The sequence below is a fragment of the Lysinibacillus sphaericus genome (genome assembly GCF_006864135.1).
In the GTDB taxonomy this organism is placed as follows: domain Bacteria; phylum Bacillota; class Bacilli; order Bacillales_A; family Planococcaceae; genus Lysinibacillus.
In genome coordinates, this window is sequence record NZ_SADV01000002.1 from 340,076 (window position 1) to 354,214 (window position 14,139).

Sequence of the window (14,139 nt, forward strand, 5' to 3'; positions counted from 1 at the left end):
ACTACCCTTCATTATAATAGTGGTTCTTTCCCATTTTTTAAAGGTAAAGTTATATTAGTTCTCTAAATAAAGGTGAATGGTGCCATCTTGTTTAATAACACTATCCACTTCAGGCAGTTGATTGCCAATTTTAGTACCTTCTCCATGCCATTCAATACGGAATGGATATTGTTGCTTGGCAATATCATCCTTCGTTTGACCAATAAAACTTGGTACCTTCACAGTGATTGGGTCACCCCAACGATAATCCTTTTCAAGCTGTTCCTTCGATTTTTCAATGCCAACAAAAGGTGCAACGTCTTCAATAATCTGTCCAACGATTGGAGCTGCGATCACACCGCCAAACTGTGTTCCCTTTTTCGGGTTATCTACTGCTACATAAACGACAATTTGCGGATTATCCGCAGGTGCGAAGCCAATAAACGATACGATATATTCACCGTCTTTATAGCGCCCATTTTCCACCTTTTGTGCTGTACCTGTTTTGCCGCCGATTCGTAATCCATCTCGGTAAGCTTGACGTCCTGAGCCTTTTGCTACAACAGATTCTAATGCACCTCGTACCTTTGCAGACGTCTCCTCACGAATAACCTGTTTTTTAACTTCCGGTTTAGTCTCTTCTATAACTTCTCCAGTATTAGGATTAATAATTTTCTTCACAACATATGGCGTATAAAGCTTGCCCCCATTTACTGCTGCGGCTACTGCTTGCACTTGCTGAATTGGTGTTACGGCAACACCTTGGCCAAATGAAGTTGTGGCCTGCTCAACAGGTCCAAAAGAATCTTTGGAAAATAAAATCCCTGAAGCTTCGCCAGCGATGTTAGAACCTGTTTTTTTGCCAAAACCAAAATCTTTAACATATTGTAGTAGTTTTTCATTACCTATTCGTTGACCTAATTCAATAAAGCCAGGGTTACAAGAATTTTCTACAACTTCAAGGAAAGTTTCAGAGCCATGACCTTCACGCTTCCAACAGCGCAATCTTGCTCCTGCAACCATTGAATAGCCTGGATCATAAAAAGTATCCTTCTCTAAATCTACTACATTTTCTTCTAAAGCAGCACTGAGCGTTATAATTTTGAACGTTGACCCTGGCTCATATGTCATCCAAACTGGTAAATTCCGATTGTAGATAGCAGGCTCTACCGTTTGATATGCTGCCGGATCGAAGGTTGGATATGAGGATAACGCTAAAATCTCGCCAGTATTTGGATTCATAGCAATCGCCATTGCTTGGTCAGCATCATAACGTTCCATTGCCTGTGACAGTTCACGCTCGACGACCTGTTGTACATCTACGTCTACAGTTAGCTCGATCGTTGCGCCATCTTCCCCAGCCTTCCAGGCGCTCTTTACGTTCGGTAAATTATTCCCTTTGGCATCTGTAAAGATCCGTATTGCAGAAGAATTAGCCTTTAACAACTTATCGTATTCATATTCAATTCCTGCTAAACCTTGAGCATCATAACCTGTGAAGCCTAAAAAACGAGATAGTAGGGTACCGTATGGATAATCCCTTGAATAATCGACACCGCTATATAATCCCTCAATCTGCATACCTTGTAACTCCACTGCTTTTTCATACGAAATATTTTTTCCTTCAGGTGCCAGCTTTACTAAGTATGCTTTTTTCTTCATTTTTACCAACAGCTTTTGTTCATCTACTCCCAAGACTTGTGCAATTTTCGCTGCTGCTCCTTCAATATCCTTACTTTGCGAAGGCATGAAATACAAAGTTGGCGCAAGCTTATTTGTGACAATATTTTTCCCCTTACGGTCAGTAATATGCCCTCGCTCATTGGCAAAAGGAATTTCTCGGTCCCAATTCTCTTCGGCTTTCTTTGTCAGATCTTTTTGATCTAATACTTGTAAGAAGACAAGCCTAATAACAACCGCAACAGCTACAAACATAAACAATACGTATAATATACGCAATCGCTTTTTGGAATGGATAGAAATCCACTTCATTCGACATCACACCTTGTTTTTTACAACGTATGAAATAAAGTGGGCTTCTATTCAGGGGTTATTCAGTTGTTTCACCCTCGGGTGGGGTCTCTACATCTTGCTTAAAGCTTTCAGCTGGCGTTTTCAGCTTCACAACAATCGGTGAACTATCTGAAATTACCGTTCCTGCCGAGACGCTCTGACTAGCTACAAAGCCCTCTCCGACAACTTCAATTTCTAAATTTGCCATCGTCTTAAAAGCAAGTACATTACGTAACGACCAGTTGGTGAAATCTGGTAGCGTTATTTTACCCTCAGTCTTTAAAAATACAAAATTACCTTTTACTAGTTTTTGAGGACCTTTTGGATATTGGTCAATAATTTTACCGCCACTACCAACAATAACAGGCTTTAGACCATCGTTCGCAAGCTCTACTTGTATAGCCTCAGCACTTTGACCTGTGTAATCTTGTATTGTTGTTTCGTCAACATGCTTTACATCTTCAGGATTAACATTTAAATACTTTAAACTATTTAACATAACTGGATTAAATATTTTTGAAACTGGTACAGAACCAAGTTCATTCTTTAGCTTTGGCCTTTTTACAGAAACATACATAATGAGCTGAGGATTATCAGCAGGAGCCATCCCTAAGAAAGAATATAAAAATTCATTTGCTCCCCATGAATAGTTACCATTTCCTAGTGGAATTTGGGCAGTACCTGTTTTCCCTGCAACTTCATATTCATCAAGGATAAAATCCTTCGCTGTACCGTTTTTAGCTGTTAACGTAGATGCAAGGATTTCTTTTACTTGCTTCGCTGTGTCGGCTGAAACTGGTTGTCCCTTGACAATCGGCTCATGCTTTTTCATCGTTTTTCCTGTCGAAGGGTCCACGATACGATCTATCACATACGGTTGCATCATTTTCCCGTCATTCGCTATCGCTGTCATCGCTTGAATTAACTGAATCGGCGTTACTGTAGAACCTTGACCGAACGTTGTTGTCACTCGCTCTATTGGATATTTCGATAAAAGTGTACCCGACGCTTCATTTGGTAAATCAATGCCGGTTTTCTTACCAAATCCAAATCGATCTAAATAATCAAAAAATACATCGTTACCAATTCGCTTTAAAAGGTGAGCCATTGCCGTATTAGATGAACGTTGGAAGCCTTCTAAAAATTGAATCGGACCCCAACCAATCCCATTATTATGGTCTCTAATAGGCTTACCAAAAACCATGTATGTTCCTGACTTATACCATGCATTTGGATCCCACGCACCTGTATCAATAGCCGAGGCGAGCGTGAACGTTTTCATTGTCGAGCCTGGTTCAATGGTCTCTTCAATAGCTTCGTTCAGCCATTTCATATTATTGCCTTCTCGTGTATCGGGATTAAACGTAGGTCGTTGTGACATCCCTAGGATTTTACCAGTTTTCGGATTTGCCACAATAGCTGTCATCGATTCAGGGTTATATTCCTTTTCAACCGCTGTCATCGCTTCCTCTAAAAAGCTTTGAATTGTTTTATCTAGTGTTAAATAAATGTCATCACCATTTTTCGCAGGCGTCACCATTTTTTCACTACTCGGCAATAAATAATGGAATGCATCTGTCTCATATTCAACCTTACCGTCTTTTCCGGTTAGTTCTTTGTTGTAGGTAAGCTCAAGACCCATTTTCCCTTTTGTCGTAAACGTACCATCCTTATTATCCTCTTTTAGTGCGAAACCAATTAAGTGCGAGGCAAAGATACCATTTGGATAATAACGTTTTAAATCGTTGATAAATACAATCCCTGGTAATTTCTCCGCTTTGATTTTACTCATAGTATCATGACTTAATCCACGGCCTGCACTTCCAAATTCAACTTGATAAGGCTTTTTGCCCTTATTTACCCTAGTAAGCTGTTTATAGATTTTTTCTTCGTCCATAGGAATATATTCTGCTAATATTTTTGCAGTTTTTTCAGCATCTACTACATGTCGAGGTTTTTTTTCATCCGTCGTTGCTTGTTCATTGACGACGGCGATTAGTCGATAACTAAGTGTATCTTCCGCGATAACTTGTCCATTTGTATCGTAAATTTTCCCACGGCTTGCTGATATTGCACTTTCTTTGCTATATTTCGCAGCTGCTCTGGCTGCAAGCTCTTGTCCTTCCACTTCACCTGTCACCTGTAACATAAACATTCTTGAGAACAATAGAAAAAAGAGCCCTCCATAAAAAATTAATAATAGAAAGGCTCCCCATTGGAATCGAAATCTCTTTTTTTTCATTCTCCCGGCACTACCTTTACATTTTTCTCATTTTGAGTTAAACCGAGTTCTTTAGCTTTTTTCCATATGTTATCGTATGTAGAAAGTTCACTCACACGAACTGTCAAGTCAACATTCTTTTTTGCAATCTCTTCTGCTTCAGTTTCGATTTTTTGAATGTCCATGCTTGTCGTTTGAATTGCTGCTTGCTTGTTCAAAACTAGTACCGATAATACAGCAACAATGCTAACTAAAACAATTAGCATTGTTTTTTCAAACTTCTGGTTCGTTTTTTTACGACGGATAATAGTGGGTTGTGGACTAGGGGGTGTTATCGGTTGTTGCACTTGTTGTTGCTGGTGCTGCCTTACACGAACTGCTGCCATTTACTCACGCCCTTTGTCGTTAATTTTCTCAACCACTCTAAGCTTTGCTGAACGAGCACGATTGTTTACTGCCAATTCTTCATCAGAAGGAAGAGTCGGCTTTCTCGTGATAAGCTTTAAAGTTGGTTTCATGTCATCTGGAATCACTGGCAAATTCGGTGGTAATTCCGGTAATGATGACGCTTCCTTAAAAATAGTCTTGCATAGGCGGTCCTCCAATGAATGGAACGTAATGACACTAATGCGTCCACCTACGTTTATCATATCAATCGCATCGACTAACGAATCCTCTGCCGCGCCTAGCTCATCGTTAACAGCAATTCGTATTGCTTGGAATATGCGCTTCGCTGGATGTCCACCTTTACGGCGAGCCGCTGCTGGAATACCCTCTTTAATAAGTTCTACAAGTTGGCCGGTTGTTTCAATCGGTGCCACCTTACGTGCTTCTTCGATTTTACGAGCAACTTGCTTGGAAAATTTTTCTTCCCCATAACGGAAAAATATACGTACTAAATCTTCATATGCCCATTCATTCACAACATGAAATGCTGTAAGTGTTGCTGTTTGATCCATGCGCATATCTAGAGGTGCATCATGGTGATAACTAAAGCCACGTTCTGGTGTATCTAGCTGAGGTGAAGATACGCCTAAATCATATAAAACACCATCAACTTGCTCAATACCAAGCGCTAATAGCTCTTCTTTTAAATAGCGGAAATTCGAATGAACAAATGTCACACGCTCAATATATGGCGCCAATCGAATTTTTGCATTGTTAATAGCTGTCATATCTTGATCGAAGCATATTAAACGCCCTTTTTCAGATAATTGTTGTACTAAATATTCACTGTGTCCTGCTCCACCTAACGTACAGTCCACATATACACCATCAGGATCGATGTTCAACCCATCAACAGTTTCTTTTAATAACACGGTTGTATGATCGAACATACCACTCGCTCCCTTCGGGCCTTAACTAAATAAATTTTAAAAATCAAAGCCAATCATATTTTCTGCAATTTCATTAAAGGATTGTTCCGACTCACTGAAGTAAGCTTCCCAAGCATCTTTCGCCCATATTTCAATTCGATTCGAAACTCCTAACACGATACATTCTTTCACAAGATGTGCATGCTGCATAAGAGTTGAAGGAATATTTATGCGCCCCTGCTTGTCTATTTCTACTTCCGTTGCTCCTGAAAAGAAAAACCTTGCAAAAGCACGTGTATCCTTTTTAGTCATCGGTAAGTCCTTTAATTTTTCTTCGAGTTTTCGCCATTCATTCATAGGATAGCCAAATAAACAATTATCAAGTCCGCGCGTTACAACAAATGTTTCACCTAAGGCGTCACGAAATTTTGCGGGCACGATTAATCGTCCTTTCGCATCAACAGAGTGTTGATATTCTCCCATGAACATGCTATTCACCCCACTTTATTAAATAATGTACCACATCCCCCCACTTTCCACCACTTTTTTTAAAAAAAACTTGACATTTTAATACTTAATATGTGAATAGACCTTTAACAACATATCAAACCCATGATAAATGACACAAAAAAAGAGCTACCCTTAGTAGGATAGCTCTCCATTTACTATTTATATCATCATTGTTCATCAAATTAATATTGAATTAAATTGTTAATTGGGTATAAAGTTACAAATATTAGGATTATAAATAAATTAAATAGTGGTGATTGCCAATGCTATAATTTTGTTTCAGCATTTCAGTAATTAGCATAGGCCCAAACTCATTAAAATATTGATACGGGTTATAAGTTCTTTCCTGGAATCCTTCATTCGGATACAACTCATTTTGTAGCGTCATAAATTTTCGAATTGTCGTTTCATGCTTGTTAAGGACAGTTTGTTCAACCTTTTGCTGTAAATACTCAAATTGCTTTAGATGATTCTCTTTATTTTTCACAAGAATTTTATCTAGTAATAGTTGTTGCTCTTCTAAATAAAGTTGAAGGGCCTCATACTTTTCTAAAAGATCTTGTTGCATCGCCTGAATTTGATGCTTCGCTTCAGCATCCTGTATTTCAGCAATAAACTGTTCTTTAAGCTGTACCGCTTTTCCACCCAAAACATCGGCAACATTTAAACGATACTCACGTAAAAGTTGTTCTACATGACGTGTGACAATCGTGATATGAAGACGCGGAGCAAAAATCGGCATTTGTAAACCTAATACCGCAAACGCATCTTTCAATGTCGCCCAGTACGCCAGCTCCCCTGGTCCACCAACAAACGCAAGCACAGGCAATGTCATTTCCTGCATTAGCGGACGCGTCACAACGTTATTACTTAACTGCTCAGGATGTTTTTCTGCAATTTCTAAAACTTCTTCACGCGATAGCTTGATATTTGCAGCTAGATTTACAAATTGCTGATTTTTTCTTTCTAAAAGATGACGCTCTCCATCTTCTACATAAAATAAATTGGCCGCCTCGTTTGAAGCCAAAATAGGATTGCCATAGCCTGCACGTTCAAGCTCCGCTTCTTTTTCTGTCACCACTCTAGCAATTTCTTCATTTTTATGAATGATACGGGTAAAATTATCACGCTCATATTGGCGGAATTTAAAGTCAGCTGCATCAATCATCAATAAACCTTCATCTTTAAACAATTGGTTCATAAGTTGCGCAAAGAAGTCCGTAAATGTTTCACACTCATTAAGAGTATCCACTAATTGTTTCACAAGCATTTCAGTGAATGCTGTTTCGCCCATATCCTTCGCAATCGTATTTATTAATTGTGTCATTGATTCTCTGTTTATACTTGTTTCAGAAGCCATCGTTTTACGTCTTGAACGTTCACCGTAAACACGTTTTTTAATATCTTCACCGCATACTGTATACGTGTGGTTAATTTCCTCTAAATCATGATCTTCACCAGCTATCCAAAAAACAGGAACAACCGGTCGCTGAAGTTTTACACTTTGCTCTTTCGCTAATGCAATGACCGAAATCGCCTTATGCACTGAGTAAAGAGGGCCTGTTAATATACCCGCTTGTTGCCCACCGACAACTGCAACAGCCCCTTGCTCTAGTTGCTGCAAATGTTCATTCGCTTTCTTCGATAATCCGAGCGGCTCCATAAATTGACGTATGATGGCTGTTAATTCTTTTTGATCATATGCATGCTGATCTAAATATTGCGCTCGTTTTTCAAAAGATTTATCGTTATATGCGTATTCAAAAAACTCATGGATAGCAGTATTCGACGACCAATAATCTGCTAGCAAACGATTTTTTATGGGTACTTGGATTGACTCCAGTTTCATTTAACACAAACTCCTCTACTCACTAAATCATCTTCTTACTCTTCATAAGCAAACTTGAAATAAAATAAATCCCTTTTGATACTACTAAGCAATTTGAACGTTTATCAAATCGACAAACTCCAACAAATATTCAAAAAACGGTATACGATTTTTGTTAGCTACTCAAACGTTGTCGTACATTGGAATTTTATTTAATTTATTTGCAATATAGAGTTATTAATATAAAACAATCTTTAATGCTATTATTTTAACGCTTATGGCATCAACATGAAAAGAAAATGCTTAGACAGCCTGTAAATATTCAATAACAGATCGAATAACACCTACTATACAAATAACAATATATGCCGTACTTAACACTAAAAATTGAAAGCGCCAAATTTTCCTAAGGAGCGATTTCACTTCAATTTCCTTTTTCGTCCGCCAATCAATATATGTAAAAATCATCGCCATCATTATCGCAAACGTTACTAATAGCGCACTAACATCGATATTCCACAGCACACTAATTACTAGTGGTACTGAAAAAAACAAACACACTGTTGTCACGTCCGATGCTACTCCAAAAGCATGAGTTCCTCGAATTTTAACCTTCCGACTAATTAAATAGACAATCACAAAAAGAAGGATTGGACAAAAAATAACGATACTTATAACTATATGTAAAAAATCTTTCAACGTCTTTCACCGCTCTCCTCTATCGCAAGTACTTGGAAGTATAAAGTGCGTAAAGTAGGCAAATTATGACCTTTCGCTAGAGCTTTTTCTAAAATTACTCCTACAATCGTGTCAATTTCACTTTTTTTCCCATGTATCCGATCCGCTAGCATAGATGATGTATTGCTTGCTGTTATTTCACATAACTCTATCACTTTGAAAAAAGGTATAGCTTGTTCTATGTCTTCAAAAGCATCCGTTAATTCTCGATAGATAGTTTGCATCAATAAAAACGCTTGCTTATTCGTTATTAACTCTCCATTCCTCACTTGCAATATAGCCGTTAATGGGTTAATCAAGCAGTTAAATACCGCTTTCTCAAATAACATTTGTTCAGCATTAGCAACTAACTCAAACGAATACAAGGAATTTTTTAATTGCAACAAATCGTTAAACGTATCACCGTTTCCTCGCTCTATCGCAATTTTACAAACACCCACACCCCTATGTTGCACGGTTGCCCGATCTATCATTTGAGCACCAAATGACACAGAGCAAAAGGCAATATTTTTTTGTGGCAAACGAAGAGCTTCATCAAAATGTGCTAAACCATTTTGCATAAACAACAACGAAACTGTACTCGGCAACGCAGATAATTGTCCGTAAAGCTCTTGTAATTGACCATACTTAACAGCAATTACAATTAAATCTTGCTGTGATAACTCCATTAAGTTCGTAGTTGAAGCAACTTTTTGTGCAGTTTTCGTTCCATCAACATTCACTCGTGTTAAATACTTCGCATTAAGTTCATCTATCTGTTCCAGCCTTCTTGAAACCAACGTTACAGACATACCAGACTCAGCTAAAAAGCTTGCCGTTAACAGACCTACAGCACCTGCACCAATAACCGCTACATCCACAACTCATTACACCTCCCACATTTACAATGGACGATCTAACATAAGAGAACGCCCTCCTAAACAGTTCTACTGCCATTACATTTTAGCCGCTACCGACCATCACTCAATTTTACCTCGATATAATTGATGCTGCCACTTCGCTTTCGCACAGAAAACATTTGTTTCCGACGCTTCGCTTTCTCACAGATAAATTGCCACAGGACGTGGCGTTCTTAGACTGAGTTCCTCTATTTCAGCGGATGTTGTGACACCCGTACCTGTCGTTTGCTTTCAGCACAAAAGACACCCACTGAAAGAAATTAAATGATCCTTTTCATCCCTTTCTACAGAAGGAGGTGCCTTAGAATGATCTCTAAGGCACCTCCTATGCAGGTTCTTTTATTATACAGGATTGACTAAGTGTTTACGATAATATAAAAAGTGAAACTTTAATCAGTAGTTTTTTCTCACTAATTATCAGCCTTCACCTATTGGAATTTTACGGACCGTTAATGAGGGATGAATATTTTTTGAAACACTCAGCGCAGCATTATGTTTTCATTCAAGTTTAAATTTTTTTCTAAGTAACTTACTCTACAGCACGTTTAACTTTTGGCAGCTTCCTTATTTAATCTTTCATTAAAGAATACCCTTGCTGCAACCATTTCACTAGTTTATCATGTTCATTTTGTAATTCACGGTGCCTTACTTCGAGACTTTGATAGGCTTCTGTTAATTCATCAAAACTTGTTAATGCCAGTTTCAAATGACTTCGCATCGATTGTTGTGGCTGATTTCGGACAGCTAGTAGTGACTGACTATATTGACTGCGTAATGTTTTATTCCAACGGAAACCACAAGCTTGTTTTGTACGACCTAGTTCAGCAGCAGCCAATTCAAAAGCTTCTAGCTGTGTTTTGCCATTTTGCACATTATGCAACACAATTTCTGCTAATCTTTCATCGTCTTCCTTTGTCCATTGATCTTTTCTTTTTTTCAATTCCATAATCTATCACCCTCGCATTTTTTACTACTATATGCGTGAACGAGCAAAATAGAATCATCGAATTAAAAAAGACAGTGATTATGTTTTGTTATAATCACTGCCGTTATACATTATTTATTGTTTTTCTTTGTTAGGAAATTAGCAACTGCCTCGTGGTGAGCTTCACTTTCCCACAATTTAGCACATGTACGAACTTCCTCCATAACACGCTCATACATATTACGCTCACGCCACTTACGAAGCTCAATTTCTTTATAAGCCTTATGAACAGAAGGATGAATTTTACGCATATGTTCGATAAAATTATTCAATGCCGCTTCTTTTGAACCTTCAAAAACGCGCATTGCCCAACCAATCTCATATAGCAATTCTGCTGAATATGGCTTCGCATCGACTAGCATCTTCATCGCACGATCATGGCGTAATCCTCGTTCGAATAAGTATGTACCGCCTCCCCAACCGCTCGTAATTGCTAATGTCCCCTGTATAAAACCGCACTTCGCATGACTTGCCACTAGACGAAAATCGCAAGCTGTTGCAATTTCACAACCTCCACCAACCGCTGTTCCGTTAATTAACGCAATTGTTGGCACAGGTAACGTTGCAAGATCGTATAATATTTCGCCCATCTTACCTAACATCCCAAACGCTTCATCCTCCGTTTCGAGCGCATGGAATTCAGATAAGTCGCCGCCCGAGCAAAATGATTTATCCCCTACTCCCGTAACGACTAAAAAACGAACATCCTCATGATTTCGAATATATGTAATGACTTCTTGTAGCCCATCCATAACCTCATCATTTACGGCATTCCGTTTTTCTTCTCGATTAATCACAAACGTCATAATACCTTCTTTGTTATCAATTATGTAAGCCATACTATTTCCCCCTTTGTCCTGATGGATAAATTGTATCATACAATTATTATAGTACTATATATCTTTTCGTTATTGCCGGAAAATTCCGTCTCTTTAAACCAACAAAAAGGCTAGTAAAGAGCCATGGTCTCTCTACTAGCCTTTTAAGTGAGCAAACACTGTATTATTTGCTTACTACTTCTTTACCTTTGTATTGTCCGCAAGCTTTGCAAACACGGTGTGATAATTTAGCTTCACCACAGTTTGGGCAAGCTACCATACCAGGTACAGATAATTTGAAATGCGTACGACGCTTTCTTTTTGCAGTTTTAGAAGTTCTTCTAAATGGTACAGCCATTGATGGCACCTCCTTACAGATCGTCTATTCGTCTGTTTGATCAAAATACTTAGCTAAATTAGCAAGTCTTGGATCCACTTTTTGTTCGTCAGCTTTTTTGTGTAGTTTAACGTCTTCATCCGTCGCGTAAGACCAATTTTTCCCACCATGCACTTGCCCTTCGGAATTTTCCTTAAACACTTGCAAAGGTACTTCAAGAAGCACTAACTCCTCAATAACCGGCTTCATGTCGATTACTTCACCATTAATATAGTGAATATCTCCGTCATCTTCCCCTCGTTTTTCCTCGTCAATCCAGCTGAAAACTTCAACTGTCTCAACTTCGATAGGAAACTCAACATCTTCCCATGTGCGTGCACATGGTAATGTTAACGTCGCTTCCACAGTTAGCTGACATGTCATTTGCGATGCACCGAAAGTACATAGCCCTTTTACATGAACGGGCGAAATTGCTCGAATATCCTGGTTTCGCTCCATCACCTCGTCCAGCTGGACATAGGCATCGATTGGCATCCCGTTTTGGCGGTATTTAGATAATTGATGAATTGACCATTTCATTCGTTTAATCACCTCGAGACAACACTGTTGATTATATAATGTGTAAAAATAGATGTCAAGATAATTTCTTGTCACCACAATAAAACCCACCTATAATTAAATATTATAAAAAGTGTATTTGCTCCAAACCGTTCTATATAAGAAAAAGGTTCTAAGTAAGAACGAGAAGCAAATGACATTGGTAAAGGGGGCTTAAATTTGCAAGCAGTCGGAATAGTTGTTGAATACAATCCTTTTCACAACGGACACGCCTATCATTTAGAACAGGCAAAAAAAGTAGCACAAGCGGATATTGTCGTTGCAGTCATGAGTGGAGATTTTTTGCAGCGTGGTGAACCAGCCATGGTTGATAAATGGACACGCACAAAAATGGCTCTCGCAGGTGGTGTTGATATTGTCATTGAACTACCCTACGTTTATAGTACCGCACCTGCAACTGATTTCGCAAAAGGAGCAATTTCCTTACTATCTGCAATTGGTTGCGGTTCTTTTGCCTTTGGAAGTGAAGACGGTTCCATTCAACCCTTTACGAATACGTTTCAGCTCATTAATAATCATCGCACTGAATATAACACTCTTATTAAAGAAAGCCTTAAAACGGGTGCAAGCTATCCCAAAAGTCTACATTACGCCTATGAACAGCTTTCTCAAAAATTCCCTGCAACATACATTGATTTGGGACAACCAAACAATATACTTGGTTTTCATTATATTGAGGCTGCAACGACTCTAGGTAGTAACATTAAACCTTTAACGATCCCGCGCATTGTTGCAGGTTACCATGACGCTTTGCAAGAAGGAGCATCCATAGCTAGTGCCACAGGAATACGCAAGGCTCTAGCAACAACCAACACGCTTCAAAGTGTGGAAGATTTTCTCCCTAAAGCATCGTTTGATTATTTAGCTGATTGGTACGAAAAATATGGTGAATTTGCAAGTTGGGAAACTTTTTGGCCATTGTTACAGTTTACGCTTATTCGTCACACACCTCATGAACTTACGCGCTATGCAGAAGTAACAGAAGGCATTGAAAACGCTCTAATTAAAGCAGCGAAAACAAGTCATTCATTCAGTAGCTTTATGGAGAAAATTAAATCAAAACGCTATACTTGGACGCGACTTCAACGCATGCTTACACACATTTATACTGGGCTTACAAAGGAACAGTTGCAAAGCTTTGACGCCCCATCTAGCATACGTTTACTTGGTATGAGCAAGAAGGGACAACGTTATTTAGGAATGCATAAAAAAGATATACCTTTACCTTTGATCAGTCGTGTAGCTGCTATGGATGATGCTATGCTTGCTGTAGATATACATGCAGCAGAGGTTTACAATTTAAGTATAGAACAAGGAACAAAAGGGCAAAGTCTTCCTAAAGATTATCAAACACCACCGATTCGTTTTTAAGAAATGGAAAACCACAAAAAAATTCTTCAGGAGGTATGGCTTTGAAGTATTTTTCATATTTTTATTGTTTTTTGTTAATTTTCTTGTTAATAGGATGCAATTCTTCATCTTCTTGGGCATTTCAATTCGTAAAGTACAATAATACACATTACATTATGACTGAAGAAGTTTTAGAAAATAACCAACTTGGCGAAAAGTTAGGCGAAGTAAAATACGACCTCAACAAAGAGCAAGACAGTAAAGAATTGTCTTCAAATATTTATCCAGTTGGAACAAAAATTTATGCTATTAACAACTTAGATACTTCAAAAGCGATTGCCGTAGTTAATGAAGAAGGAAAAATAATAAAACTTGTAGCAGAGAATTAAGTTAGATTTTTAAAACATCAAGGTAAACAAAAAAGCCTGGCTACTCAATTAATTTTGAGTAACCAGGCTTTTTTGTCGTTTTTTTCCATCAACATAAGCAAGCAATTAGAGAAACGAAGACTAGGAGCATCACTCCCT

The 14,139-nt window shown here is 38.4% G+C and carries 14 protein-coding genes; 2 read left to right on the forward strand and 12 right to left on the reverse strand.

What is annotated here, in order from left to right; genetic code table 11:
• Window positions 1-54: 54 nt before the first annotated feature.
• From C7Y47_RS03890 to C7Y47_RS03945, 12 genes are all read right to left on the reverse strand, one after another.
• Window positions 55-1,971, reverse strand: a complete 1,917-nt coding sequence (locus C7Y47_RS03890) for a stage V sporulation protein D (RefSeq protein ID WP_142507553.1) — start codon at window positions 1,969-1,971, stop codon at window positions 55-57.
• A 58-nt stretch (window positions 1,972-2,029) separates the two neighbouring features.
• Window positions 2,030-4,234, reverse strand: a complete 2,205-nt coding sequence (locus C7Y47_RS03895) for a penicillin-binding protein (protein WP_142507554.1) — start codon at window positions 4,232-4,234, stop codon at window positions 2,030-2,032.
• Window positions 4,231-4,599: a cell division protein FtsL gene (ftsL2, locus tag C7Y47_RS03900; RefSeq protein WP_142507555.1), complete on the reverse strand. Its 369-nt coding sequence runs from the start codon at window positions 4,597-4,599 to the stop codon at window positions 4,231-4,233. Before ftsL2 ends, C7Y47_RS03895 begins: the two co-directional genes overlap by 4 nt.
• Window positions 4,600-5,550, reverse strand: a complete 951-nt coding sequence (rsmH, locus tag C7Y47_RS03905; protein ID WP_132357563.1) for a 16S rRNA (cytosine(1402)-N(4))-methyltransferase RsmH — start codon at window positions 5,548-5,550, stop codon at window positions 4,600-4,602. It abuts the gene before it with no gap.
• Window positions 5,551-5,586: 36 nt separating this feature from the next.
• A complete protein-coding gene (mraZ, locus tag C7Y47_RS03910; RefSeq protein ID WP_142507556.1) occupies window positions 5,587-6,018 on the reverse strand; it encodes a division/cell wall cluster transcriptional repressor MraZ in 432 nt (143 codons plus the stop codon).
• Window positions 6,019-6,271: 253 nt separating this feature from the next.
• Window positions 6,272-7,888, reverse strand: coding sequence for a bacillithiol biosynthesis cysteine-adding enzyme BshC (gene bshC, locus C7Y47_RS03915; RefSeq protein ID WP_142507557.1), 1,617 nt, complete (start codon window positions 7,886-7,888; stop codon window positions 6,272-6,274).
• A gap of 282 nt (window positions 7,889-8,170) precedes the next feature.
• Window positions 8,171-8,566: a DUF3397 domain-containing protein gene (locus C7Y47_RS03920; RefSeq protein ID WP_142507558.1), complete on the reverse strand. Its 396-nt coding sequence runs from the start codon at window positions 8,564-8,566 to the stop codon at window positions 8,171-8,173.
• Window positions 8,563-9,465, reverse strand: coding sequence for a ketopantoate reductase family protein (locus C7Y47_RS03925; RefSeq protein ID WP_142507559.1), 903 nt, complete (start codon window positions 9,463-9,465; stop codon window positions 8,563-8,565). The genes C7Y47_RS03920 and C7Y47_RS03925 overlap by 4 nt, the downstream gene beginning before the upstream one ends.
• A 607-nt stretch (window positions 9,466-10,072) precedes the next feature.
• Window positions 10,073-10,450, reverse strand: a complete 378-nt coding sequence (locus tag C7Y47_RS03930) for a transcriptional regulator (protein WP_132357574.1) — start codon at window positions 10,448-10,450, stop codon at window positions 10,073-10,075.
• A gap of 110 nt (window positions 10,451-10,560) precedes the next feature.
• Window positions 10,561-11,328, reverse strand: a complete 768-nt coding sequence (locus C7Y47_RS03935) for an enoyl-CoA hydratase/isomerase family protein (RefSeq protein WP_142507560.1) — start codon at window positions 11,326-11,328, stop codon at window positions 10,561-10,563.
• 163 nt (window positions 11,329-11,491) lie between these two features.
• Entirely contained in the window at window positions 11,492-11,665 is a 174-nt protein-coding gene (gene rpmF / locus C7Y47_RS03940; protein WP_010858320.1) for a 50S ribosomal protein L32, read from the reverse strand.
• A gap of 24 nt (window positions 11,666-11,689) precedes the next feature.
• Window positions 11,690-12,223: a YceD family protein gene (locus C7Y47_RS03945; protein WP_142507561.1), complete on the reverse strand. Its 534-nt coding sequence runs from the start codon at window positions 12,221-12,223 to the stop codon at window positions 11,690-11,692.
• A gap of 198 nt (window positions 12,224-12,421) precedes the next feature.
• Here C7Y47_RS03945 and C7Y47_RS03950 point away from each other — a divergent pair, with 198 nt between their 5' ends.
• Together C7Y47_RS03950 and C7Y47_RS03955 are read left to right on the forward strand one after the other, a co-directional pair.
• A complete protein-coding gene (locus C7Y47_RS03950; protein WP_142507562.1) occupies window positions 12,422-13,633 on the forward strand; it encodes a nucleotidyltransferase in 1,212 nt (403 codons plus the stop codon).
• Window positions 13,634-13,674: 41 nt separating this feature from the next.
• Window positions 13,675-14,001, forward strand: coding sequence for a hypothetical protein (locus tag C7Y47_RS03955; protein ID WP_142507563.1), 327 nt, complete (start codon window positions 13,675-13,677; stop codon window positions 13,999-14,001).
• Window positions 14,002-14,139 lie beyond the last annotated feature (138 nt).